Source organism: Rhodoferax sp. RT5P35 (genome assembly GCF_056521385.1).
Genome location: NZ_JBWMAX010000002.1, coordinates 384,835 through 405,858, shown reverse-complemented (window position 1 = coordinate 405,858; position 21,024 = coordinate 384,835). Strand labels below are relative to the sequence as shown.

The following is a 21,024-nucleotide window of genomic DNA, read 5'->3' as shown; positions in this document are numbered from 1 at the left end:
GTTTACAGCAGGCCCGCCTGGGTCATCAGATCCGAGACTTTTTTGCTGTTCAGGTTGGCGGGTTCGACCTTGGGCGACTGCAAATCGGCCAGCGGCACCAGTTTAGGGTTGGACTGCGCACCTGCGCCAACGGCGTATTCGTACGAATCGCCGGTCTTCAAAATTTCCTGGCCCGCCTTGCCTGTGACCCACTTCACGAAAGCCTGGGCTTCTTTGGCATGCTTGCTGGTGGCCAGCACACCGCCGCCAGAGATGCTGACAAAAGCGCCTGGATCTTCGTTGCGGAAGTAATGCAATGCGCTGTTGTTGCTGTTTTCAGCGGTCTTGGCCTGGTCACCAAAGTAGTAGTAGTGGTAGATGATGCCGCCGTCGATTTGGCCCGCATTGACGGCCTTCATCACCGTGCTGTTGCCTTTGTAAGCGGTGAAGTTGTCCTTCATGCCCTTGAGCCAGGTCGCGGTGGCAGGTTCGCCCTTCATTTCCAACATGGCACTGACGATGGCCTGGAAATCTGCACCAGACGGAGATGCCGCCCAACGGCCCTTCCAGCCAGGACCCGACAGATCCATCATCGACTTGGGTAGCTGTTCAGCGGTGAACTTCTTCTTGTTGTAGACAAACACCGTGCTACGTGCAGCAACACCAATCCAGCGGCCATGCGCGGGGCGGAAGTTGGCCGGTACCTGGGCCAGCGTGGTCGGCTCCAGCGGGGCAAACAGGCCTGCTGCGTCCACCAAGGCCATGGCGGGCGAGTTTTCGGTCAAAAACACGTCAGCAGGCGAGGCCTTGCCTTCTTGCACCAGCTGGTTGCCCAGCTCGCTGTCGCCACCGTTGCGCAAAATTACCTTGACACCGGTTTCCTTGGTAAAGCCATTGGCCCAGGCCTGGGTCAGGCTGACGTGCTGCGCGTTGTAAACCACCAGCGGTTCGGAGTCTTGCGCCTGGACACCCAGCGACGCAGCCAACACACCAGACGCCAGCGCCACAGCGCGAACCAAGAAAGGGATGGACATTTTCATGAGAACAGTTTGGATAAAGGAGGAAGCGCCGGGGGATGGTCCTACCGGCTCCGCGTTGCGAACAGTGCAAATAAGAATTAATTGCATCTGAATTCTAACCCCGCTCTAGCGCCAGCCAGGACAGCCCCTTGGGACAAGGGGGCTATTTGCAGATCTTTACGAAATCAGCGGTCAAAGTCGGGCGCTGCGCGATGCACCGCCACTGCTGGATTTGCGCCGCTTGCGTTTGCGCTCTGCCTGGCGGTGGCTGAAGGCCAGCATCATGCGCAAACCTTTCGCGCAGCCCAGCAGCACCGCCGCCCCGATGGCCCACGGCATCACATCCTGGACCAGGGCCGATGCCAGGAAGGAGGCCTGCTCTTCGTCCAATTTGAGTTGCTCCTCTGAACGGGGCTGCGCAGTATTGGTGTTCGCTGCGTCGCTGTTGGCGCGGCGACGCAACACATTGGGGCTGTCGGCACCGGCCGAAGTGTCCCCTGACTTGTCCAAGCCGAGCTCGGCACTCAGATATTGCTTGGTATCGACAGCGCCGGTACTGACGGCCAAATCTTTGGCGGCTACGTGCAAGGTTTCGCCCAGGTTGCGGGGATCGGGTTTGCTGGCAAAGGCGGGATTCTGGGCGGCATCGCTGCGGGCATCGGTCGTGGCCGCTTTGTCCGCAGACACTTTGATTGGGGCGGCAGATAAAGCCCGCAGCACGGGGGAATCGGCACTGGCATCGGCCAGATCAGCCGCATCCTCGGCATCGCGTCCGGATGCAGACGACAGATTCGCTGATGGCGCAGCCCATACAGACAGCCCCCAGCCGATACCAGCCACCCCGCACAGCACGCGGATGACCCACCGCTGCGTCTTGGCTCCCCACAATTCCATAGCCTGTCTCCTGCTCCAAAAATCTTGCCCGCGCTTGATGCACGCGTAACAGTTTGAATTAATTGATTTTATTTGCAATCGGCTTTTCCACGGGGTGGTACCAACGCATCCCAAGCCGTGCCGCGTGCCGCAACCAATTGCACATCAAATGCTATATATTTTATAGCTACTAGTGCAAATACAGCCTGCGCTAAGCAGCTTTTTTTATATTTTTAGGCCGCAAAACTGTTTCATCGCGTAAAAAACGCCAGTACCATGACTTATGCCCACCATCGCTGCCCTACCAGACCCTCGCACCTGCCCGCTGTGTGGCCAGGGCAACGTTTGTGCCATGGCGCTGGTGCGCAGCACCGGCTTGCCACAGCCCCCCTGCTGGTGCGTGGCGGTGGCCATCCCGGCGGCCACGCTGGCAGGCATTGCGCCGCAGGCACGGGGCCTGGCCTGCATCTGCGCCGTCTGTGCTACCAAAACGCCCACGGCCTGACGCTCCAACCCAGCAAACGCACATGACTTCCTGGACCACCGGTCTGCTCCGCCCCGAATTGCTGCTACTGGCGCTGCTGACCACCGCGCTGGCCGGGGCGCTACGCCTGCTGCGCCCCGACCACCAACGCGCACTGCGGTCTACCTGGGCTCTGCTCAGCCTGGCCTGGTGCGCCCAACTGGTGGCATTGCTGGCCGCCAACCAGGACCACGCGCTGCTGATGGGCATGTTTCGCGACAGCGCCCATGTGCTCACTGTCTGGGCCTGCATCCAGATTGGCTCGCTGCTGGTATTTAAGGTGCTGCTGCCCGCCCTGCGGATATCTCTGCCGCAAATCGCCCATGACCTGACCCTGACCGCCCTGTCGCTGGCCTGGGGACTGGTATGGCTGCGGCTGGCGGGCGTGGACCCGACCCAGCTGTTTGCCACCTCGGCCATCATGACGGCGGTGGTGGCCTTCGCCATGCAGGACACGCTGGGCAATGTGATGGGTGGCGTGGCGCTGCAGCTGGACAACTCGCTGCGGGTGGGCGAATGGGTGCAGATCGACGAGCTGAGCGGGCGGGTGGTGGATGTGCGTTGGCGCTATACCGAGATCGTCACCCGCAACCGCGAGACGGTGGTGGTGCCCAATAGCTGGTTGATGAAAAACCGCTTCAAGGTGCTGCGCAAACAGCCCGGCGAACCCCTGCTCTGGCGGCGCATGCTGCACTTCAATATCGACCACAGCGCCCTGCCCGGCACAGTGCTGCGCACGCTGGAACTGGCGGTATCCGATGCCAGCATCGCCCACGTGGCCCCGCAGCCCCCGCCCAGCGCGGTGCTGATGGAGGTGTGTGCGGGCTACAACCACTACACCCTGCGCTACTGGCTCACCGACCCACAGTTTGACGACCCCACCGACTCGGCCGTACGGGTCCACGCCCTCACCGCCCTGGCCCGCGAAGGCATCCGCATGGGCCTGCCGCAGGCCGAACGGCTGGTGGCCAGCAAAGACGAGCAGTCGCGCAACCTCCACGCCCAACGAGAACAGGCCCGCCGCATCCGCGCCATCCGCAGCATTGCCCTGTTTGCCAACCTGCCCGATGCCGAACAGCAAACCCTGGCCGCGCACCTGGTATACGCGCCATTTGTGGCGGGCAGCGCCATCACCCGCCAGGGCGCGGTGGCGCATTGGCTGTACCTGATCTTGCACGGTGAGGCCGAGGTGGTGGTGGACAGCAGCGCGGGCCGGACCACCGTGGCCCAACTGCACGGCGGTGAATTCTTTGGCGAAATGGGCCTGCTGACTGGCGAGCCACGCAGCGCCACCGTGCAGGCCGTGACCGATGTGGAGTGCTACCGGCTGGACAAGGAAGGCTTTGGCCTGGTGCTGGCCGCCCGCCCCGCACTGGCCGAAGACATCGCCACCCTGCTGGCCCAGCGCCGCGCCGAATTCACCGCCCGGCTGCAACAGTCGGCCGCCCCCAGCGCCCCTGTGCGCAGCAAAGACCTGTTGGCGCGGATGCTGACATTTTTTGCAGTGAAGTAGGAACACCCCCAGGCTACAGCGCAAGCGCTTTTCGCCCCCCCTCGCGTAGGTTTGAAAAACCGATGCGACACGCAGGGGGCAACACCTGCAGCCTGGCGAAGCCAGTTCTGCGGTGTTTCTGATGGGCAGACGTTCTGCGCCGCGGCTGCCCAGCCAATCTCCAACCCAGTCCGGGTACAGTACCTTTATGTGCCAACTATTAGGAATGAACTGCAACACCCCCACCGACGTGGTGTTCAGCTTTAGCGGCTTTGCCGAGCGCGGTGGCCGCACCGACCACCACAGCGACGGCTGGGGGATTGCATTCTTTGAAGGCCTAGGCCTGCGCCATTTTGTCGACCACCAGCCCGCCTGCGAGTCACCGGTGGCCGCGCTGATCCGCAACTACCCCATCAAAAGCCGCAACGTCATTGCCCACATCCGCAAAGCCACCCAGGGCGTGGTAGCGCTAGAAAACTGCCACCCGTTTGTGCGCGAGCTGTGGGGCCGCTACTGGGTGTTTGCCCACAACGGCGACCTGAAAGACTTCCACCCGCGCCTGCACAGCAGCTTTCGGCCGGTGGGCAGCACCGACAGCGAACGGGCGTTTTGCTGGGTCATGCAAGAGCTGGCCAAATCCCACGCCGGGGTACCCAGCGTGGCCGAACTGACGCTGACCCTGCGCGAGCTGGCCGAACGCATCGCCCGCCACGGCACCTTCAACTTCTTGCTCAGCAACGGCGAGGCGCTGTGGGCGCATGCCTCCACCAGCCTGCACTACATCGAGCGCCAGCACCCGTTTGCCCAGGCCACGCTCAAAGACGACGACCTGAGCATCAACTTTGCCGAACACGCCAGCGCGCAAGACCGCGTGGCCATGGTCGCCACCACGCCACTGACCACCAACGAGGCCTGGACCGCGTTTGCCCCCGGCGAGCTCGCAGTCTTTGTGGGCGGCGCACGGGTCGGCTGAACCCGAACCGCTACAGTTTAAATAGCTGCTTGCGCAGGTTTCATAAGCGCAACAGCCTATTTCATTTAAAAAATGTATCCCTCCGCCCCGGGCTCGGACGCGGTGCGCGTGGCATGCACGCAACAAACAGCGCGATTAACACGAAATACACATTTAGATACCAGAATACGCTGCGTTTTCCACCTTGTTTCCTCTGGCCCCTGCCGGTCGGTTTCTGAACTCTTTTTGCTGCCCGCACCGACCATGAAAAGCACCTCCCCCCAGCTTGTAAACAATAACCGGACCGGCTTTACCTGGGTGGATGGCCTGGTGCTACTGACCCTGTTTGGGCTGCTGTGGAGCGTGATGCACTTCGGCCACGGCATGCTGGTCGCGTTCGACCCCAGCCACGTGCCCGAGCCAGAGTTCTCTACCAGCCAGATTCCCTACTACGCCGGGCGCACCCTGCTGCGCATGTGGATTGCGTTTTGCTTCTCGCTGTTTTTTGCGATTTCACTGGGCTACCTGGCCGCCAAGAACCGCACGGCGCGCGCGGTGATCTTGCCCGCGCTGGATGTGCTGCAGTCGGTGCCGGTGCTGGGTTTTCTATCGGCCACGGTGGCAGGGTTCATGGCCCTGTTTCCGGGCAGCCTGCTGGGCGTGGAATGCGCGGCCATCTTCGCCATCTTCACCGGCCAGGTGTGGAACATGGCATTTGGTTTTTACCATTCCATGGTCACCATCCCAGCCGACATGCAAGAGGCCGCGTCCACCTACGGTCTGAGCCGCTGGCAGCGCTTTCGCACGGTGGAACTGCCCGCCTCGGCACACAGCCTGATCTGGAACTCGATGATGTCGTTTGGCGGCGGCTGGTTCTTTGTGGCGCAAAGCGAGGCCATCAGCGTGATGAACAAAGACATCAAGCTGCCCGGCCTGGGCTCCTACATGGCCACAGCCATTGAAAAAGGCGACAACCAGGCCGCCTTGTGGGCCGTGGTGGCCATGCTGGTGCTGATTTTGGCCAGCGACCAGCTGGTCTGGCGGCCCCTGCTGGTGTGGGCCGACAAGTTCAAGATCGAACTCACCGAATCCGGCCTGATGCCCACCTCGTGGGTCTACAACCTGCTGCGCGGCAGCTATGTTTTTACCTGGCTGTCGCTGCACGTATGGCAGCCGCTGGAAGATGGGCTGGGCCGGTTCCTGCGACGCAGCCTGCCAGCCGCCAAACGGACGCGGCCCGAGGCGGTGGGCTGGCCGCTGCGCGTAGCGGGCTGGGCACTGGCGGCCTGGCTGGGCTACCAGGCCATCGTGGGGGTGTTTGCAGCCGTTGCCGCCTTGCACGGTGCGCTCAACTGGAGCCTGTTTGGGCACATCCTCTGGCTGGGTTTTCTGACCCTGCTGCGGGTGCTGGCCATGACAGTGCTGGCCACGCTGGTCTGGACACCGATTGGCGTGTGGATCGGCTTCCACCCCAAGGTGGCGCGCTACGCCCAGCCGCTGGCGCAGATCGGGGCCTCGTTCCCGGTCAACATGACCTTCCCCATCATGGTTGGCTTCTTTGTGGCCACCCGCACGCCGATGAACTGGGGCAGCATCCTGCTGATCGCCATGGGCACGCAGTGGTACATCCTGTTCAACGTGATCGCCGGGGCCATGGCGATTCCGAACGAGATGAAAGAAGTCGCCAAGATCTACGGCCTGCGCCAGTGGAAGCTGTGGCGCACGCTGATCCTGCCCGCCATCTTTCCGTTCTGGGTGACCGGGGCCTGCACCGCTGCCGGGGGCGCCTGGAATGCCAGCATCGTGGCCGAGCTGGCAACCTGGGGTGACACCACCCTCAAGGCCGATGGCCTGGGTGCCTATATTGCCGAAGTCACCAAAAGCGGTGATACCGCCCTCATCATCGCCAGCATTGGCGTGATGTCACTTTTCGTCGTCGCCATGAACAAGCTGGTCTGGCGGCGTTTGTATGGTTTTGCAGAACGCCGCTTCCGGCTGGATTGATATGCACACCCCCAGGCTACAGCGCTTCGCTTCTTTCGCCCACCCCCTTGCAGGGGGCAACACCAGCGGCCTGGCAAAGCCAGTTCCGCGGTGTTCCTGGAATGGGCCGCTCACGTTTAATGCGTCGCGGGTTACGCAGCGCGCAATGGAAAAACTCATATGAATAACGCCACTTCTTCCACCAGCGCCCAAGCACCGATTGCCGAGCTGCGCGCCGTCACCAAGCTGTTTACCACCAGCGGCGGGCACGAACTCAAGGTGCTGGACCAGATCGACGTGGCCGTGCACGAGGGCGAGCTGCTGGCCTTGCTGGGCCAGTCGGGCTCGGGCAAGTCCACTATTCTGCGCTGCCTGACCGGGCTGATCGAGCCCACCTCGGGCCGGGTCTTGCACAAGGGTGAAACCCTGCGCGGCATCAACGACGAAGCCTCGGTGGTGTTCCAGACCTTCGCGCTGTACCCCTGGCTGACGGTGGAGCAAAACGTAGCCGTAGGTCTGATGGCACGCCCCATCAGCCGCGCCGACCGCGACATCGCCGTAGACCGCGCCATCGAGCTGATTGGCCTGGGCAACTACCACGGGGCCTATCCGCGCGAACTGTCGGGCGGCATGCGCCAGCGCGTCGGCATTGCCCGGGCCCTGGTGTCCCAGCCCCGGCTGCTGTGCCTGGACGAAGCCTTCAGCGCCCTGGACGTGTTGACCGCCGAGAACCTGCGCCAGGAGCTGATCAACCTGTGGCGCACGCCGGGCACGGGGCTGAGCTCGATCTTCATGGTGACGCACAACATCGAGGAAGCGGTAGAGATGGCGACCCGCATCGTGGTGCTGTTCCCGCGCCCCGGCCGCCTGGGCCTGGTGCTGGAGAACCCCTTGCCGTATCCGCGCGACACCAAAAGCCCGGAATTCCAGCGGCTGGTCAGCCTGATCCACGAATGCATCACCACCACCACCTTGCCGGATACGCCCGCCGAGGTGCACGTTGCGGGCCAGCCCATCTCGCGCGCCCGCACCCGCATGGAGTCGATTCCGCTGGTGCCAGTGGGGCAGATTCTGGGCCTGTTGAGCATCTTGAACGACTCGCCTGAGCTGTCCAACATCTACGACATCTCGGACGAGATCGGCAAGGAGTTTGGCGAGACGATTGCGCTGGTGAAGGCCGCAGAAATCCTGGAGCTGATCGACACGCCCAAAGACAAAGTGGTGTTCACCGAACTGGGCCGCCGCTTTGTGGCCGCCGACCCCACCACCCGCCGCGCCATTTTTGCCGAGCAGGTGTTCAAGCTGCGGCTGTTCCACATCATCATCGCGCTGCTGCACGAGTACGAGGAAGTAGAAGCCGACCGCGTCATCAAGGACATCGGCAGCGCCCTGCCCTACGACAACCCCGAGCGCATCTTCCAGACCATGATTGCCTGGGGCCGCTATGCCGGGCTGATGGACTGCAACGCCAAAACGCGGATGGTGTTTGTGCCGAAAAGCGAAACCGCCGACGAGACGGCGTAGCCTCACTACAAAATAGATAGCTACTAGCGCAGGTACTACCTAGGCTAGAGGTCTATTTTCTTTAAATTTTCAGCGCAGCTTCCAGCGCGTCGATAAACAGCGCCGACACGTCGCAGCCGGTCTGGTCAAAGATTTCCTGGAAGCAGGTGGGGCTGGTCACGTTGATCTCGGTCACGCAATCGCCGATCACGTCCACGCCCACCAGCAGCAGGCCGCGCGCCGCCAGAATGGGACCCAGGGTTTCACCGATCTCGCGGTCGCGCGCTGACAGCGGCTGGGCCACGCCCTTGCCGCCCACCGCCAGGTTGCCACGCACCTCGCCACCTTGCGGAATCCGCGCCAGGCAAAACGGCACGGGCTTGCCGCCGATCACCAGCACGCGCTTGTCGCCCAGGGCGATTTCGGGCAGAAACTTTTGCACCATCACACTTTGGGCACCGTCTTTGTTCAGCGTCTCGATGATGCCGCCCAGGTTCAGGCCGTCGTCTTTCACCCGGAAGATGCCCATGCCGCCCATGCCGTCCAGCGGCTTCAAGATGATGTCGCGGTGCGTGGCGTGGAAGGCGCGGATGGCCTCGGCGCTGCGTGTCACCAGTGTGGGGCCGCTGAACTGCGGGAACTCCATGATGGCCAGTTTTTCCGGGTGGTCGCGCAGTGCCCGCGGCTTGTTGAACACCTTGGCGCCCTCGCGCTCGGCCTGCTCCAGTAGGTGGGTGGCGTAGAAAAATTCCGAATCGAACGGCGGGTCTTTGCGCATGATGATCGCGCCAAAGTCTCTCAAAGCGCGCGGGCTGCCCGCAAACAGCGGCTGTGCCACGCTGAACCAGGCGGCCTTGTCACAGGTGGCATGGGACTCACCGGATTTACCGGTGAGATGAATATCCCGCACCTGCGCCGTCACCACTCCGCCGGTCTGCCACTGCAAATCCTGCGGCTCGCAGGCTGAAATGGTGTGCCCGCGCCGCTGCGCCTCGCGCATCATCACAAAGGTGGTGTCCTTGTGGATTTTGAAAGACTCAAGGGGGTCGGCAACGAAGAGGATGTTCATGGGGCTAGTGTCGCGTTAAGTGTGATGTGTCGTGTTTTCTGATGTGTCGTGTTTTCGCAAGGCTATCGGCGTGAAGTGCTAGGCGTGGTCCGCAGCGCAGGCTAAAGCCTGGGCAAGGGGCACAGCGACGCAACGCGCGTCGAGAGCAAGTGCAAACTGACAGTTCACGCTTGACGCGACACGCAGTGGGCAAGTCAATGGCGAGAAAGCTTAACCTATGGCTCCTGCAAGCTCACAGCCAAGGGTTTTATTCAGAATTTATCCATGAAAAAGGAACATCAATATTTTCAATTTCATGGATAAATGCTAGTATTTCCCCATGATCCCCCGCACATCCCTGGAGCAGGCCGTCCGCAAAGCGCTGGGGCGCTCTCGCGGCGTGGTGCTGAGCGGGCCGCGCCAGTCGGGCAAAAGCACGCTGGCGCAGCAGTTCCTCAGCCGCCAGTCACCCAATTACTTCGACCTGGAATACCCGCCCCACGCCCAGCGGCTGGAGCAGGCCGCCTGGACCCTGGAGCCGCTGCAAGGGCTGGTGGTGATTGACGAAGTGCAGCTCCACCCCGGCCTGTTCCCGCTACTGCGGGTGCTGATGGACCGCACCAACACGCCGGGGCAGTTCCTGCTGCTCGGCAGCGCCTCCCCCGCGCTGCTGCGCCAGGCCGGCGAATCCCTGCTGGGGCGGGTGGAAACCATCGACGTGGGCGGCTTTAACCTGCAGGAGTGCAGCGCGGCCGAAGCGGGTTTCAACGATGCCATAGCCCAGCGCCTGTGGCTGCGCGGTGGCTTTCCGCGCGCCTACCTAGCCGCCACCGACGAAGACAGCTTTGCCTGGCGGGCCCATGCCGTGGCCGACCATGTGCGGGTGGATATGCCGCAGTTCGGCATCAATATCGCCGCGCCCGCCATGCTGCGCTTCTGGACCATGCTGGCGCATTACCACGGCCAAATCTGGTCGGCGGCCCCGCCCGCGCAGTCCATGGGCGTGTCCGAGCCCACCATCCGCCGCTACCTCGACACCCTGACCCAAACCCTGATGGTCCGCCAGCTCCAGCCCTGGCACGAAAACCTGGGCAAGCGCCAGGTGAAAGCCCCCAAAATTTACTTCCGCAACACCGGCTTGCTGCACGCGCTGATGGGCATCCAGACGCTGGAGCAGCTGCGCAGCCACCCGCAATCCGGCGCCAGCTGGGAGGGCTTTGCGCTGGAGCAGGTGCTGCGCATCGCCCAGCCCGACCAGGCCTACTTCTGGGCCACCCACCAGGGTGCCGAACTCGACCTGCTGATGTTCAAAGGCGGCCAGCGCATCGGCGTGGAGTTCAAACGCGCAGACGCTCCGCGCGTCACCCCCAGCATGCGCATCGCCATGGCCGACCTGCAACTGGATGCACTCTACGTGGTCTACCCCGGCCTGCACCGCTTCAAAATGGCCGACCGCATCGAGGCCGTGCCACTGTGGGCGATGCTGCCCTCAGACCTGTGAGGCCTGTGAGTTGCGCCCCAACCGCTGCACCCCCAGCGCCAGCGCCCCGGCCACCACACCCCAAAACGCCGAGCCCACACCGGCTATCACCACGCCGCTGAGCGTGACCAGGAAAGTGATGGTAGCGGCCTCGCGGTGCTGTGGTTCGTGCAAGGCGGTAGACAGCGCACCGCCGATGGTGCCCAGCAGCGCCAGCCCGGCGATGGCGGCGATCAGCTCGCGCGGAAAGGCGGTCAGCACGCCGGTGATGGCCGCGCCAAAGATACCGATCAGCACGTAAAAGATGCCGCAGGCCGCCGCTGCGGTGTAGCGCTTGGCCTTGTCGGTGTGCGCCTCGGGGCCCATGCAGATGGCGGCGGTGATGGAGCTTAGGCACAATGCAAACGCGCCGAACGGGGCCAGCACCAGCGTGGCCAGGCCGGTGATAGTGATGAGTTTGGAGATCGGCATGGCATAGCCTGCCGCCCGGATGGCCGCCACGCCGGGCAGGTTTTGCGAGGCCATGGTCACCACGAACAGCGGCAGCGCCATGCTGACCATCGCGCTCCAGGTAAAAGTGGGCACCACCAGCACCGGTTTTGCGAAGGAAAATACGATGCCAGCGCTTAAAAAATCTCCGCGGGCAGCTACAAAGGTAATAGCAACCAGCAGAGTCAGCACCACTGCAAAACGCGGCAACCAGCGCCGGGCCAGCAAATAGGTAGCCAGCATCAGCAGCACCAGCGGCAAGGCCGACTGGGCGGCGGCAAAGCCATTCAGCCCGAAACGCGCCAGCACCCCGGCCAGCAGGGCAGCGGCAATTGCCACCGGAATACGGCCCATCACCCGCTCGAACAGGCCGGTGATGCCGCACAGCGCAATCAGCGCGCCGCTGGCCATGAAGGCACCAATCGCCTCGGACATGCCAAAGCCACCCGCCAGTGCCGCCGTGGCCACCACTGCCGCGCCGGGCGTGGACCAGGCAATCATCACCGGCTGGCGCAGCCACAGCGAGGGCAGCAGCGTGCACAGCCCCATGCCCAGGCCCAGCGCCCACATCCACGAGGTGAGCTGCTCCGGCGTGGCGTGCAGGGCCTGCGCGGCCTGGAAAACGATGGCCACCGAGCTGGTGAAGCCGACCAGTACCGCCACGAAACCGGCGGTGGTGGCGGAAAGGTTTATGTCTTTAAAAAACGTCATGCGTCCATTGTCCATGACAGAAAATGCGTTCTCCCCTAAAATAGTTAGCAAGCTAACTAATTTAAATGTACATATGCCCTCCCACCCCACTCCGGCCGAACGGGCCGCCTCGCTGATGGCCTTGTCGGTCTCTCTGGCCAGCCTGCAGCGCGGCTACCGTGCGGCGGTGGACAGCACCGTGGCCCACGCCGGTCTGTCGCAGGCGCTGGCCCTGCCGCTGGTGATGATTGGCCGCCACGGCGATGGGCTGCGCCCCGGTGTGCTGGCCAATCTGCTGGGGATCGAAGGGCCGTCGCTGGTGCGTTCCATCGCCCAGCTGGAAAAGCTCGGACTGATCGCCTGCATGGAAGACCCACTGGACCGCCGTGCCAAAACCCTGCACCTCACCCCCCCGGGTGCCGAGGCCCGCGCCCACATCGAGGCGGCCCTCACCGACCTGCGCACCACGCTGTACGAGGGCGTGAGCGATGCCGATGTAGCCGCCTGCCTGCGCGTGTTCGCCACGCTGGAGCAGCGCCTGGGCCGCAAACCCAGTGTGGAGCTGCGTTCAGCTCCGTCGGCACCATGAAACTCCCGCACTTCAGCCGGGCCGACCTGCTGTTCTCGGCCAAGAGCTTTGCCGCGGGCATGCTGGCCATGTACCTGGCCAACCGGGCCGGGCTGCCGCGCCCGTTCTGGTCACTGCTGACGGCTTACGTAGTGGCCAACCCGCTGGCGGGGGCCGTGCGCTCCAAGGCGCTGTTCCGGTTTTTGGGCACGCTGGTGGGCAGCACCGCCGCGGTGCTGTTGGTGCCCTCGCTGTCCAACGCACCCGAGTTGCTGACCCTGGCGCTGGCGCTGTGGGTCGGGCTGTGCCTGTTTGTCTCGCTGCTGGACCGCACGCCGCGCGCCTATATTTTTCTGCTGGCCGGGTACACGGCAGCGCTGATCGGCTTTCCGTCGGTGCAGGCCCCGGTGTTGATTTTTGACACCGCCGTGGCACGGGTGGAAGAAATCGGCCTGGCAATTTTGTGCGCCACCCTGGTCCACAGCATCGTGCTGCCCGTGGGGTTGGCCCCCACCGTGCTGGGCCTGCTGGACCGCACGCTGAGCGATGCCAACCAGTGGCTATCCAAGCTGCTGCAGCCCGGCCCACGCCAAGGCACAGACGACCCGCACGCCCTGCAAACCGACCGCCGCAAGCTGGCCGCCGACATCACGCAGCTGCGCCTGCTGTCCACCCACGTGCCGTTTGACACCACCCACCTGCGCTGGACCGCCGGGGCCATCCGCGCCATGCAAGACCGCGTGGCCGCGCTGACCCCCACCCTGTCGTCGGTAGAGGACCGGCTAGCCGCACTGGAGCAGGCCCAGAGCACGTTGGCCCCCGACGTGACCGCTCTGCTGGACCGCATCGGCCAGTGGCTGCAAGCCCCCACCGTCCAGCAAACCGCCGACCTGCCCGCGTTGCAGGAAGCCATCCGCGCCGTGGGCCACCCTACCGATGCCAGCACGCCGTGGGAGCAGGGACTGCGCGTCGGCCTGGCCACCGGACTGCAAGAGCTGGTGGAAGGCTGGCGCGCCTGCGCCGCCCTGCGCCGCGATATCGACGCAGGCATGACCGGCGCGGCCATACCACGGCACACGGCCTCCAGCAACCAGGTGCTGCACCGCGACTACGGCATGGCGCTGCTGTCGTCCCTGGCGGCCTTCCTGGCGATCTGCGTGTGCAGCGCATTCTGGATTGCCACCGGCTGGTCCAGCGGCTCGGCGGCGGCCATGATGGCGGCGGTGTTCTGCAGCTTTTTTGCGTCCATGGACGATCCGGTGCCCGCCATCCATGGCTTCCTGAAATTCACCCTGTGGTCGGTGCCGATCTCGTGCATCTACGTGCTGTTGCTGATGCCGCTGGTGCACGACTTCGGCATGCTGGTACTGGTGTGTGCGCCGGTGTTTTTGCTGGCTGGGTGCTTCATGGCCCAGCCGGCCACCACGCCAGGAGCGCTGGCGCTGCTGTTTGGCGTGGCGGGTACCCTGGCCCTGCACGACACGGCCAATGACGACCTGGCCAGCTTTTTCAATGGGCTGCTGGGCCAGGTGGTGGGCATCGTGGTGGCGGCCCGCATGACACGGCTGGTGCGCTCGGTCGGAGCCGAATGGAGCGCCCGGCGCATCCAGCACGCCATCTGGCGCGAGCTTGGCGAGATGGCCGGATCGCGCGGCACGCCCACCACCTCCCCCGCCTACACCGTGCGCATGCTCGACCGCATCGGCCTGCTGGCCCCGCGGATCGCCATGGCCAGCACCGCCGACCCCAGCCTGGTGGCGAATGACGCGTTGCGCGACCTGCGGGTGGGCGTAGACATTGTGGGTTTGCAACAGGGCCGCGCCGCGCTGCCACCGCAGGCCATGGGCGGTCTGCTGTCCAGCGTCGCCCAGTTCTTCAACCAACGCGGGGCCGGGCGCAGCGCCGTGTGGTCCCCCAGCCTGCTGGCCGACATTGACCACAGCCTGCAGACGGTGCTGGCAACACCCAATGCCAGCCCGGCCTGGCACAGCGCCGTGACCGCCCTGGTCGGCCTGCGCCGCAACATCTTCCCCGAGGCCACCGACCTCGGCCCCATCGCCACACCCCTCGCTGGAGCTACTACATGATTGGCCAAATCTCTGTCTACGGCCTGTACCTGCCCTGGTTGATGGTGCTGGCCTTTGGCGCACTCATCACCCTGTGGGCTGTGCGCCGCCTGCTGGCTGCTACCGGCGCATACCGCTGGGTCTGGCACCCGGCCTTATTCGACCTGGCGCTGTACGTGCTGCTGCTCTACGGGCTCAGCCTCCTCCATACCCCTTCTTTGCATTGACCGCCCCATGACCACTTCTTCAAACACCTGGACGATGCGCATCGCCCGCATCCTCGTCACCCTGTTGGTGGTGGCTGCCGCCGTGTGGGCCGCCCTGCGCCTGTGGGACCACTACGAACTCGCCCCCTGGACGCGCGACGGCCGGGTGCGGGCTAACGTGGTGCAAATCAGCGCCGACGTGTCCGGCCTGGTCACCACCGTGGCGGTGCACGACAACCAGCAGGTCAAAGCGGTTGAGTTGTTGTTTGAGGTAGACCGCGCCCGCTACGCCCTGGCCCTGCGCCAGGCCCAGGCGGCTTTGGGGGCCCAGCGCATTGCTTTGGCCCAGGCGCAGCGCGAGAGCGCCCGCGATGCCGGGCTGGGTGCACTGGTGTCGCAAGAACTGCGTGAACAGGCCGGGGTGCGCGCCGACCAGGCCCGGGCCCTGGTAGCCCAGGGCGAGGTGGCGCTGGACACTGCCAAACTCAACCTCGACCGCGCCCAGGTGCGCGCCCCCAGCGACGGCTGGATCACCAACCTGGACCTGCACACCGGCAACTACGCCGCGACGGGCCACGCGGTGCTGGCGCTGGTGGATGCCAGCTCTTTCTACGTCGAGGGCTACTTCGAAGAAACCAAGCTGGCCCGCATCCACATCGGCGACCGGGTGGACGTGACCCCCATGGGCGACGGTACGGTGCTGCCCGGCGTGGTGGAAAGCCTGGCCGTAGGCATTGCCGACCACGACCGCAGCCCCAGCGCCAGCGCCAGCCTGCTGCCCAATGTGAACCCCACCTTCAACTGGGTGCGGCTGCCGCAACGCATCCCGGTGCGCGTCAAGCTCGATACCCTGCCCGCCAGCGCCCGCCTGGTGGCCGGCCAAACCGTGACGGTGCAGGTACGGGAAGCCGCCGCACTGAAGGGTTGAACATGCGCACGTCCCTTTTTTATCTGCTGCCCCTGGTAAGCGCGCTGGCCGCCTGCAACACCGCCCCCGTCGGCCCCAACTACCAGCAGCCACCCGAGGCCCTGGCCAGCCAACCCACCGCAGGCCAACCGTTTGCCCAGGTAGACGGCCACGCACCGTTCTCGGCCCAGCCGCTGCCCGACCACTGGTGGCGGCTGTACCACGATGCACGGCTGGACGCACTGGTCGAGCAGGCGCTGGCGCACAACACCGACCTGCGCCAGGCCGTGGCCAATCTGGAACGGGTGCAGGCCCTGCAAACCGAAGTATCGGGGGCGCAAAAGCCCACCCTGGCTATCGAAGGTGGGCCGCAGTACGGCCATGTATCCGGCATCTCGCTGCTGCAAGAAGGCTACACGCCGCCCAACAGCGTGCTGTACAGCGCCGGTGCCGGGCTGTCGTACCAGCTGGACCTGTTCGGCCAGATCCACAGGGCCATCGAAGCCGCCGATGCCAGCAGCCAGGCCGCCCAGGCCGCGGTAGACCTGGTGCGCGTCAACGTAGCCGCCAGCACCGCACGGGCCTATGCCCAGGTCTGCTCCAGCGGCCTGCGCATTGCCGCCGCGCAAAAGTCACAAGACCTGCAACGCGAGGCGGTGGATGTATCTGAGCGCTTGCAGCAGGCGGGGCGGGCGGGCCTGATCGACGCGGCCCGCGCCCGCGGCCAGTTGCAGCAGCTCAACGCCACCCTGCCGCCCCTGCAGGCCGAGCGCCAGGGCGCGTTGTACCGGCTGGCCACGCTGACCGGCGCGCTGCCGCAGGATTTCCCGCGCGAAGTGGCTAGTTGCACCACGCCGCCCCAGGTGGCCGGTGTGCTGCCGGTGGGCGACGGTGCCGCGCTGTTGCGCCGCCGCCCCGACATCCGCCAGGCCGAGCGCCGCCTGGCCGAAGCCACCGCCCGCATCGGCGTAGCCACCGCCGACCTGTACCCCAAGATCAGCCTGGGCCTGAGCGCCGCATCGGCGGGCGAGTGGGCCGACCGGGGCCACCGCGACACGCTGAGCTGGGGTATCGGTCCGCTGATCAGCTGGAGCATCCCGATCAACGGCGCGGTACACGCCCGCATCGCACAGGCCGAAGCCAGCACCCGGGGCGCGCTGGCGCAGTTCGACGGCACCGTGCTCACCGCCCTGCGCGAGACCGAAACCGCGCTGGACACCTACGCCCGCGAACTCGACCGCCACACCGCCCTGCAAGCCGCCCGCGTGGAGAACGCAGCCGTGGCCCAACAGGCCCGCCAGCTCTACCGCAATGGCAAAACCGGCTACCTGGATTCACTGGATGCCGAGCGTGCCCTGGCCAGCAGCGAAGCCGCCCTGGCCGCGTCCGCGGCGCAACTGGCGGACGACCAGGTGGGGGTGTTTTTGGCTTTAGGGGGTGGCTGGGAGCCGGAAACGCACACCACCGCCGAAAAATAGGCATAAAAATAGCCGCTTGTGCATATTCCATATACACAATCAGCTATATTTTATATAGCAAACTTAGCACACCAACTTAGACCATCCAACGGGGTACTGCCGTGGACGGCCCGCGCCTTCAGACTGCGCCGGGGTTGGCGATCAAGGTGGTGCTGGAGCCCGAGGTGCCCAGCAGCCCGGCCTGGGTGTACACCGCCAGCTTCTGGCGCGTGTCGGCGATGTCCATGTTGCGCATGGTCAGTTGGCCGATGCGGTCGGCGGGGGTGAAGCCACCGGCTCCGCTTTCCATCGTCAAACGCTCGGGGTGATAGGTCAGGTTGGGGCTCTCGGTATTCATCAGCGAATAGTCGTTGCCGCGGCGCAGCTCCAGCGTCACTTCGCCGGTGATGGCGCGGGCGATCCAGCGCTGGGCGGTTTCGCGCAGCATCAGGCTTTGCGAGTCGAACCAGCGGCCCTGGTACAGCAGGCGGCCCAGTTTGCGGCCATTGGCGCGGTACTGTTCGATGGTGTCTTCGTTGTGGATACCGGTCACTAGGCGCTCGTAGGCGATGTGCAGCAGCGCCATGCCAGGGGCTTCGTAGATGCCGCGGCTCTTGGCTTCGATGATGCGGTTCTCGATCTGGTCGCACATGCCCAGGCCGTGGCGGCCGCCGATTTCGTTCGCGGCGTACATCAGGGCCACGGCATCGGGGAAGGTCTGGCCGTTCAGCGCCACTGGCTGGCCTTCTTCGAAGCGCACGGTCACGCTCTCGGCCTTGACCACGCAGTCGTCGCGCCAGAACGGCACGCCCATGATGGGCTTGACGATGTGCATGCCCGCGTTCAAAAACTCCAGGTCCTTGGCTTCGTGGGTCGCGCCCAGGATGTTGGAGTCGGTGGAATAGGCCTTCTCGACGCTCATCTTGTAGTCGAAGCCGTTGGCCACCAGGTACTCGCTCATTTCCTTGCGGCCGCCGAGTTCGTCGATGAACAGCTGGTCCAGCCAAGGCTTGTAGATGCGCAGCTCGGGGTTGCACAGCAGGCCGTAGCGGTAGAAGCGCTCGATGTCGTTGCCCTTGTAGGTACTGCCGTCGCCCCAGATGTTGACGCCGTCGTCGCGCATGGCCACCACCAGCGCAGTGCCTGTCACCGCCCGACCCAGCGGCGTGGTGTTGAAGTAGGTGGCGCCACCGGTGCTGATGTGGAAAGCCCCGGACTGGATGGCGGCAATACCTTCGGCTACCAGCTGCGGGCGGCAATCCACCAGACGGGCCATTTCGGCGCCGTAGGCCAGCGCCTTGCGCGGGATTTCGTCGTAATCGGACTCGTCGGGCTGGCCCAGGTTGGCGGTGTAGGCGCAGGGAATCGCCCCCTTGGCGCGCATCCAGTGCACGGCGGCGCTGGTGTCCAGCCCGCCAGAGAAGGCGATGCCGACGCGTTCGCCAGCGGGAAGTTTTTGCAGGATATTGGCAACCATGGTGTTCTCTGGGTCAGTGCGAAACCTTCGATGTTAAATGACGCGGGGGAATGGCTCTGGTAGGGAGGCATCGCGGCTTACCCACGGTGGGCGTGGGCTACTATGTTTTTTGTAGCTGCCTGCGCAGGTAGATATTGCGGTAAAGACCAATTTGATTCAAAAACTGCGCTGCATCACTCGCGTGCTACGTGCCATGCATGCTGGGGGCTTTGATTTACAGTGGAAGGCAGACTAGAAAAATGGCCGTTATCGGCCAGAAGCAGACACCGCAAGTGTAGAAACGAACAACACAATGATGACAAGTTATCAAAGTAAGTGCTGCGCTATTGCCTCTATCGCAGTTATCGGATTGATCAGCGCATTTGTACTTGCTGGCTACCAACACAACTACACGACGCAACTATCCTGGAGTCGATTGGCAGTGCTTGGCGCAAGTTTCACCACCGGAATTTATATGGCCCTCAGCGCCGTAAGACATTCGCGTGCGGTAATGGGCAAAGCAGGCTTTATCTTGCTGGCTCTCTTCTACTTGGCATTCGATATCGGCATAGTCCGAATGGCTGCACGATAGGGCAAGGCCCGCACGTTTCAAAGGTCTGCTTTGGGCCCAAAGCCGCCCCGCCCCCCAATGCCCCGCCAACACCTGCTCCAGCTCCGAAAACGTCTACGCCGTCATCGGCAGGGGCGTCCCTTGACAGCCATCCAGTGCACGCAAATCACTACATTATTGATAGCTGCTTGTGCTGATAGATATTTCGGTAAAGGCCGATTTAATCTAAAAACCAGAGCCTATCACCACGCTCAAACAGCCGGTCGCCGGGCAATCGGAGCATGCTGCGCCATCAGCGCAATCACCCAATCGATGAACACCCGCAGTTTGCTACTGACATGCCGGTTCGGCGCAAACGCCAGGTACAGCGGCATGGGGTCCAGCCACCAGTCCTCGAACAGCGGGAGCAATTCGCCGCTGGCCCGGTGCGGTTTGGCCATGTAATCCGGCAGCCACAGCACGCCCACACCGGCCAGCCCCGCTGCGAGGTAGGCATTGCCATCGTCCACCGAGAACACGTAGCGGCCTTGCACCGTGAGGCTTTCGCCGTCGCGGTGCATCGCGTACGGAAAGGTCTTGCCGCTGCGCGTCCACAGGAAGCCGACGACGCGGTGCTGCGTGTTCTCCAGCTCCCGCGGGTGCACGGGTGTACCAGCCTGCGCCAGGTAGCTGGGGGCGGCGTACACGCCCAGCTGCAGATCACCCACGTGGCGGGCCACCAGCGACTGGTCGGTAAGCGCGCCGCCGCGCACCACGCAGTCCACGCGCTCGTCGATGATGTCTACCATGCGGTCGCTGACACCCATGTCGATCTGGATGTCGGGGTACTGGGCGTGGAAAGCCGGCAAGGCCGGCACCAGCACCATGCGGGCCAGGGGGCTGGGGACATCCACCCGCAGCCGACCGCGCGGCAAGGCTGCGGCGCTGGACAGGCTGGTCTCGGCATCGTCCACGTCGGCCAGGATGCGCAGCACCCGCTCGTAATAGGCCGCGCCATCGGCAGTGAGGTTGACCTTGCGTGTGGTGCGGTTCAGCAGGCGCACGCGCAGCCGCGCCTCCAGCTGCTGCACCAGTTGCGTCACGCTGGTCTTGCCCATGTGCAGGGTCTCGGCCGCCTTGGTGAAGCTGCCGGTTTCCACGACCCGGGCAAAGGCCTGCATTGCATCGAAACGGTCCATTGCGGCCCCAGGCAGTGATGATTGTTTGGATTTTACAAACAGTGATGCGTGGACTTGCCGGTTTATCGGCCGGGCACAGGGTCCTACAGTGGCTGCATCGTTCACCACGGGGCGGCTGCGCCCCACCACAAAGGATATGTATGACCCAACGCGACGTCGTTTTCCCACCGGGCCGCCAGGCGCTGTATGCACGCAACCGCTACTCGCTTGCGGTGCGCTCCAACGGCTTTTTGTTCGTGTCGGGCCAGGTGGGCAGCCGGGAAGACGGGTCGCCCGAGCCCGGGCTGGAAGCGCAGGTCCGCCTCGCCTTCGACAACCTGAACGCCATTTTGCAAGCCGCGGGCTGCACGTTCGACGACGTGGTGGATGTCACCGTCTTCATCGTCGACCCGGCCTCCAAGTTCGAGACGATCTGGAAGGTGATTCCCGACTACTGGGGCAACGCGCCGCACCCGACGCTGACCGGCGTCGGCGTGACCTGGCTGTATGGCTTCGACTTTGAGATCAAGGTGATTGCCAAGCTGCCAGAGGCCAGTGCTGGCTGATCTGGCGCGGGGAGCAGTCGGCACCGGTTGCCGGGCTTA

The 21,024-nt window shown here is 64.3% G+C and carries 18 protein-coding genes; 12 read left to right on the top strand and 6 right to left on the bottom strand.

All coding sequences use genetic code 11. The annotated features are described in order from the left end of the window. Positions 1 to 2 precede the first annotated feature (2 nt). Positions 3 to 1,013: an iron ABC transporter substrate-binding protein gene (locus AC097L_RS04105; RefSeq protein ID WP_479584895.1), complete on the bottom strand. Its 1,011-nt coding sequence runs from the start codon at positions 1,011 to 1,013 to the stop codon at positions 3 to 5. Positions 1,014 to 1,190: 177 nt separating this feature from the next. Next, the gene (locus AC097L_RS04100) at positions 1,191 to 1,892 is read right to left on the bottom strand and encodes a hypothetical protein (protein WP_479584894.1); all 702 of its coding nucleotides are present in this window, start codon (positions 1,890 to 1,892) and stop codon (positions 1,191 to 1,193) included. A 262-nt stretch (positions 1,893 to 2,154) separates the two neighbouring features. On the opposite strand from AC097L_RS04100, the gene AC097L_RS04095 reads away from it, so the two are divergent. The 5 genes from AC097L_RS04095 to AC097L_RS04075 all read left to right on the top strand — a co-directional run bounded on the left by AC097L_RS04095 (position 2,155) and on the right by AC097L_RS04075 (position 8,345). Beyond that, complete coding sequence (locus tag AC097L_RS04095; RefSeq protein ID WP_479584893.1) at positions 2,155 to 2,376, top strand: cysteine-rich CWC family protein; 222 nt, start codon at positions 2,155 to 2,157, stop codon at positions 2,374 to 2,376. Between the two features lie 22 nt (positions 2,377 to 2,398). Next, positions 2,399 to 3,907: a cyclic nucleotide-binding domain-containing protein gene (locus AC097L_RS04090; RefSeq protein WP_479584892.1), complete on the top strand. Its 1,509-nt coding sequence runs from the start codon at positions 2,399 to 2,401 to the stop codon at positions 3,905 to 3,907. A 187-nt stretch (positions 3,908 to 4,094) separates the two neighbouring features. After that, positions 4,095 to 4,859: a class II glutamine amidotransferase gene (locus tag AC097L_RS04085; RefSeq protein ID WP_479584891.1), complete on the top strand. Its 765-nt coding sequence runs from the start codon at positions 4,095 to 4,097 to the stop codon at positions 4,857 to 4,859. 243 nt (positions 4,860 to 5,102) lie between these two features. Then, entirely contained in the window at positions 5,103 to 6,842 is a 1,740-nt protein-coding gene (locus AC097L_RS04080; RefSeq protein ID WP_479584890.1) for an ABC transporter permease, read from the top strand. Positions 6,843 to 7,001: 159 nt separating this feature from the next. Next, positions 7,002 to 8,345: an ABC transporter ATP-binding protein gene (locus AC097L_RS04075; protein ID WP_479584889.1), complete on the top strand. Its 1,344-nt coding sequence runs from the start codon at positions 7,002 to 7,004 to the stop codon at positions 8,343 to 8,345. A gap of 61 nt (positions 8,346 to 8,406) precedes the next feature. On the opposite strand, the gene gshB is transcribed toward AC097L_RS04075, so the two are convergent. Continuing rightward, positions 8,407 to 9,393 carry a glutathione synthase gene (gshB, locus tag AC097L_RS04070; protein ID WP_479584888.1) on the bottom strand — a complete coding sequence of 329 codons (987 nt, stop codon included), beginning with the start codon at positions 9,391 to 9,393 and terminating at the stop codon, positions 8,407 to 8,409. A gap of 319 nt (positions 9,394 to 9,712) precedes the next feature. Between gshB and AC097L_RS04065 the strand changes: the two genes are divergently transcribed. After that, positions 9,713 to 10,873, top strand: coding sequence for an ATP-binding protein (locus tag AC097L_RS04065; RefSeq protein ID WP_479584887.1), 1,161 nt, complete (start codon positions 9,713 to 9,715; stop codon positions 10,871 to 10,873). On the opposite strand, the gene AC097L_RS04060 is transcribed toward AC097L_RS04065, so the two are convergent. Further along, positions 10,862 to 12,052, bottom strand: coding sequence for a benzoate/H(+) symporter BenE family transporter (locus tag AC097L_RS04060; protein WP_479584886.1), 1,191 nt, complete (start codon positions 12,050 to 12,052; stop codon positions 10,862 to 10,864). The genes AC097L_RS04065 and AC097L_RS04060 overlap by 12 nt on opposite strands. 73 nt (positions 12,053 to 12,125) lie before the next feature. Between AC097L_RS04060 and AC097L_RS04055 the strand changes: the two genes are divergently transcribed. From AC097L_RS04055 to AC097L_RS04035, 5 genes are read left to right on the top strand one after another with little or no spacing between them, the layout of a single operon-like run. Continuing rightward, positions 12,126 to 12,620, top strand: a complete 495-nt coding sequence (locus AC097L_RS04055; protein WP_479584885.1) for a MarR family winged helix-turn-helix transcriptional regulator — start codon at positions 12,126 to 12,128, stop codon at positions 12,618 to 12,620. Next, positions 12,617 to 14,686 (top strand): FUSC family protein, encoded by a 2,070-nt coding sequence (locus AC097L_RS04050; protein ID WP_479584884.1) that lies wholly within the window; start codon positions 12,617 to 12,619, stop codon positions 14,684 to 14,686. Before AC097L_RS04055 ends, AC097L_RS04050 begins: the two co-directional genes overlap by 4 nt. After that, complete coding sequence (locus tag AC097L_RS04045) at positions 14,683 to 14,892, top strand: DUF1656 domain-containing protein (RefSeq protein ID WP_479584883.1); 210 nt, start codon at positions 14,683 to 14,685, stop codon at positions 14,890 to 14,892. The genes AC097L_RS04050 and AC097L_RS04045 overlap by 4 nt, the downstream gene beginning before the upstream one ends. A 7-nt stretch (positions 14,893 to 14,899) precedes the next feature. After that, positions 14,900 to 15,799 (top strand): HlyD family secretion protein, encoded by a 900-nt coding sequence (locus AC097L_RS04040; protein ID WP_479584882.1) that lies wholly within the window; start codon positions 14,900 to 14,902, stop codon positions 15,797 to 15,799. Positions 15,800 to 15,801: 2 nt separating this feature from the next. Then, positions 15,802 to 17,256, top strand: a complete 1,455-nt coding sequence (locus AC097L_RS04035) for an efflux transporter outer membrane subunit (RefSeq protein WP_479584881.1) — start codon at positions 15,802 to 15,804, stop codon at positions 17,254 to 17,256. A 118-nt stretch (positions 17,257 to 17,374) separates the two neighbouring features. Here AC097L_RS04035 and argG read toward each other — a convergent pair whose 3' ends face one another. Together argG and AC097L_RS04025 are read right to left on the bottom strand one after the other, a co-directional pair. Beyond that, positions 17,375 to 18,712, bottom strand: a complete 1,338-nt coding sequence (gene argG, locus AC097L_RS04030) for an argininosuccinate synthase (protein ID WP_479584880.1) — start codon at positions 18,710 to 18,712, stop codon at positions 17,375 to 17,377. Positions 18,713 to 19,513: 801 nt separating this feature from the next. After that, positions 19,514 to 20,440 (bottom strand): LysR family transcriptional regulator, encoded by a 927-nt coding sequence (locus AC097L_RS04025; protein ID WP_479584879.1) that lies wholly within the window; start codon positions 20,438 to 20,440, stop codon positions 19,514 to 19,516. Positions 20,441 to 20,580: 140 nt separating this feature from the next. Here AC097L_RS04025 and AC097L_RS04020 point away from each other — a divergent pair, with 140 nt between their 5' ends. Then, positions 20,581 to 20,985: a RidA family protein gene (locus AC097L_RS04020; RefSeq protein WP_479584878.1), complete on the top strand. Its 405-nt coding sequence runs from the start codon at positions 20,581 to 20,583 to the stop codon at positions 20,983 to 20,985. Positions 20,986 to 21,024 lie beyond the last annotated feature (39 nt).

What these genes read in the sequence shown, in the direction of transcription:
- AC097L_RS04105 (WP_479584895.1), bottom strand. Translation starts at nt 1,013, where the DNA reads ATGTCCATCCCTTTCTTGGTTCGCGCTGTGGCGCTGGCGTCTGGTGTG.
- AC097L_RS04100 (WP_479584894.1), bottom strand. Translation starts at nt 1,892, where the DNA reads ATGGAATTGTGGGGAGCCAAGACGCAGCGGTGGGTCATCCGCGTGCTG.
- AC097L_RS04095 (WP_479584893.1), top strand. Translation starts at nt 2,155, where the DNA reads ATGCCCACCATCGCTGCCCTACCAGACCCTCGCACCTGCCCGCTGTGT.
- AC097L_RS04090 (WP_479584892.1), top strand. Translation starts at nt 2,399, where the DNA reads ATGACTTCCTGGACCACCGGTCTGCTCCGCCCCGAATTGCTGCTACTG.
- AC097L_RS04085 (WP_479584891.1), top strand. Translation starts at nt 4,095, where the DNA reads ATGTGCCAACTATTAGGAATGAACTGCAACACCCCCACCGACGTGGTG.
- AC097L_RS04080 (WP_479584890.1), top strand. Translation starts at nt 5,103, where the DNA reads ATGAAAAGCACCTCCCCCCAGCTTGTAAACAATAACCGGACCGGCTTT.
- AC097L_RS04075 (WP_479584889.1), top strand. Translation starts at nt 7,002, where the DNA reads ATGAATAACGCCACTTCTTCCACCAGCGCCCAAGCACCGATTGCCGAG.
- gshB (WP_479584888.1), bottom strand. Translation starts at nt 9,393, where the DNA reads ATGAACATCCTCTTCGTTGCCGACCCCCTTGAGTCTTTCAAAATCCAC.
- AC097L_RS04065 (WP_479584887.1), top strand. Translation starts at nt 9,713, where the DNA reads ATGATCCCCCGCACATCCCTGGAGCAGGCCGTCCGCAAAGCGCTGGGG.
- AC097L_RS04060 (WP_479584886.1), bottom strand. Translation starts at nt 12,052, where the DNA reads ATGACGTTTTTTAAAGACATAAACCTTTCCGCCACCACCGCCGGTTTC.
- AC097L_RS04055 (WP_479584885.1), top strand. Translation starts at nt 12,126, where the DNA reads ATGCCCTCCCACCCCACTCCGGCCGAACGGGCCGCCTCGCTGATGGCC.
- AC097L_RS04050 (WP_479584884.1), top strand. Translation starts at nt 12,617, where the DNA reads ATGAAACTCCCGCACTTCAGCCGGGCCGACCTGCTGTTCTCGGCCAAG.
- AC097L_RS04045 (WP_479584883.1), top strand. Translation starts at nt 14,683, where the DNA reads ATGATTGGCCAAATCTCTGTCTACGGCCTGTACCTGCCCTGGTTGATG.
- AC097L_RS04040 (WP_479584882.1), top strand. Translation starts at nt 14,900, where the DNA reads ATGACCACTTCTTCAAACACCTGGACGATGCGCATCGCCCGCATCCTC.
- AC097L_RS04035 (WP_479584881.1), top strand. Translation starts at nt 15,802, where the DNA reads ATGCGCACGTCCCTTTTTTATCTGCTGCCCCTGGTAAGCGCGCTGGCC.
- argG (WP_479584880.1), bottom strand. Translation starts at nt 18,712, where the DNA reads ATGGTTGCCAATATCCTGCAAAAACTTCCCGCTGGCGAACGCGTCGGC.
- AC097L_RS04025 (WP_479584879.1), bottom strand. Translation starts at nt 20,440, where the DNA reads ATGGACCGTTTCGATGCAATGCAGGCCTTTGCCCGGGTCGTGGAAACC.
- AC097L_RS04020 (WP_479584878.1), top strand. Translation starts at nt 20,581, where the DNA reads ATGACCCAACGCGACGTCGTTTTCCCACCGGGCCGCCAGGCGCTGTAT.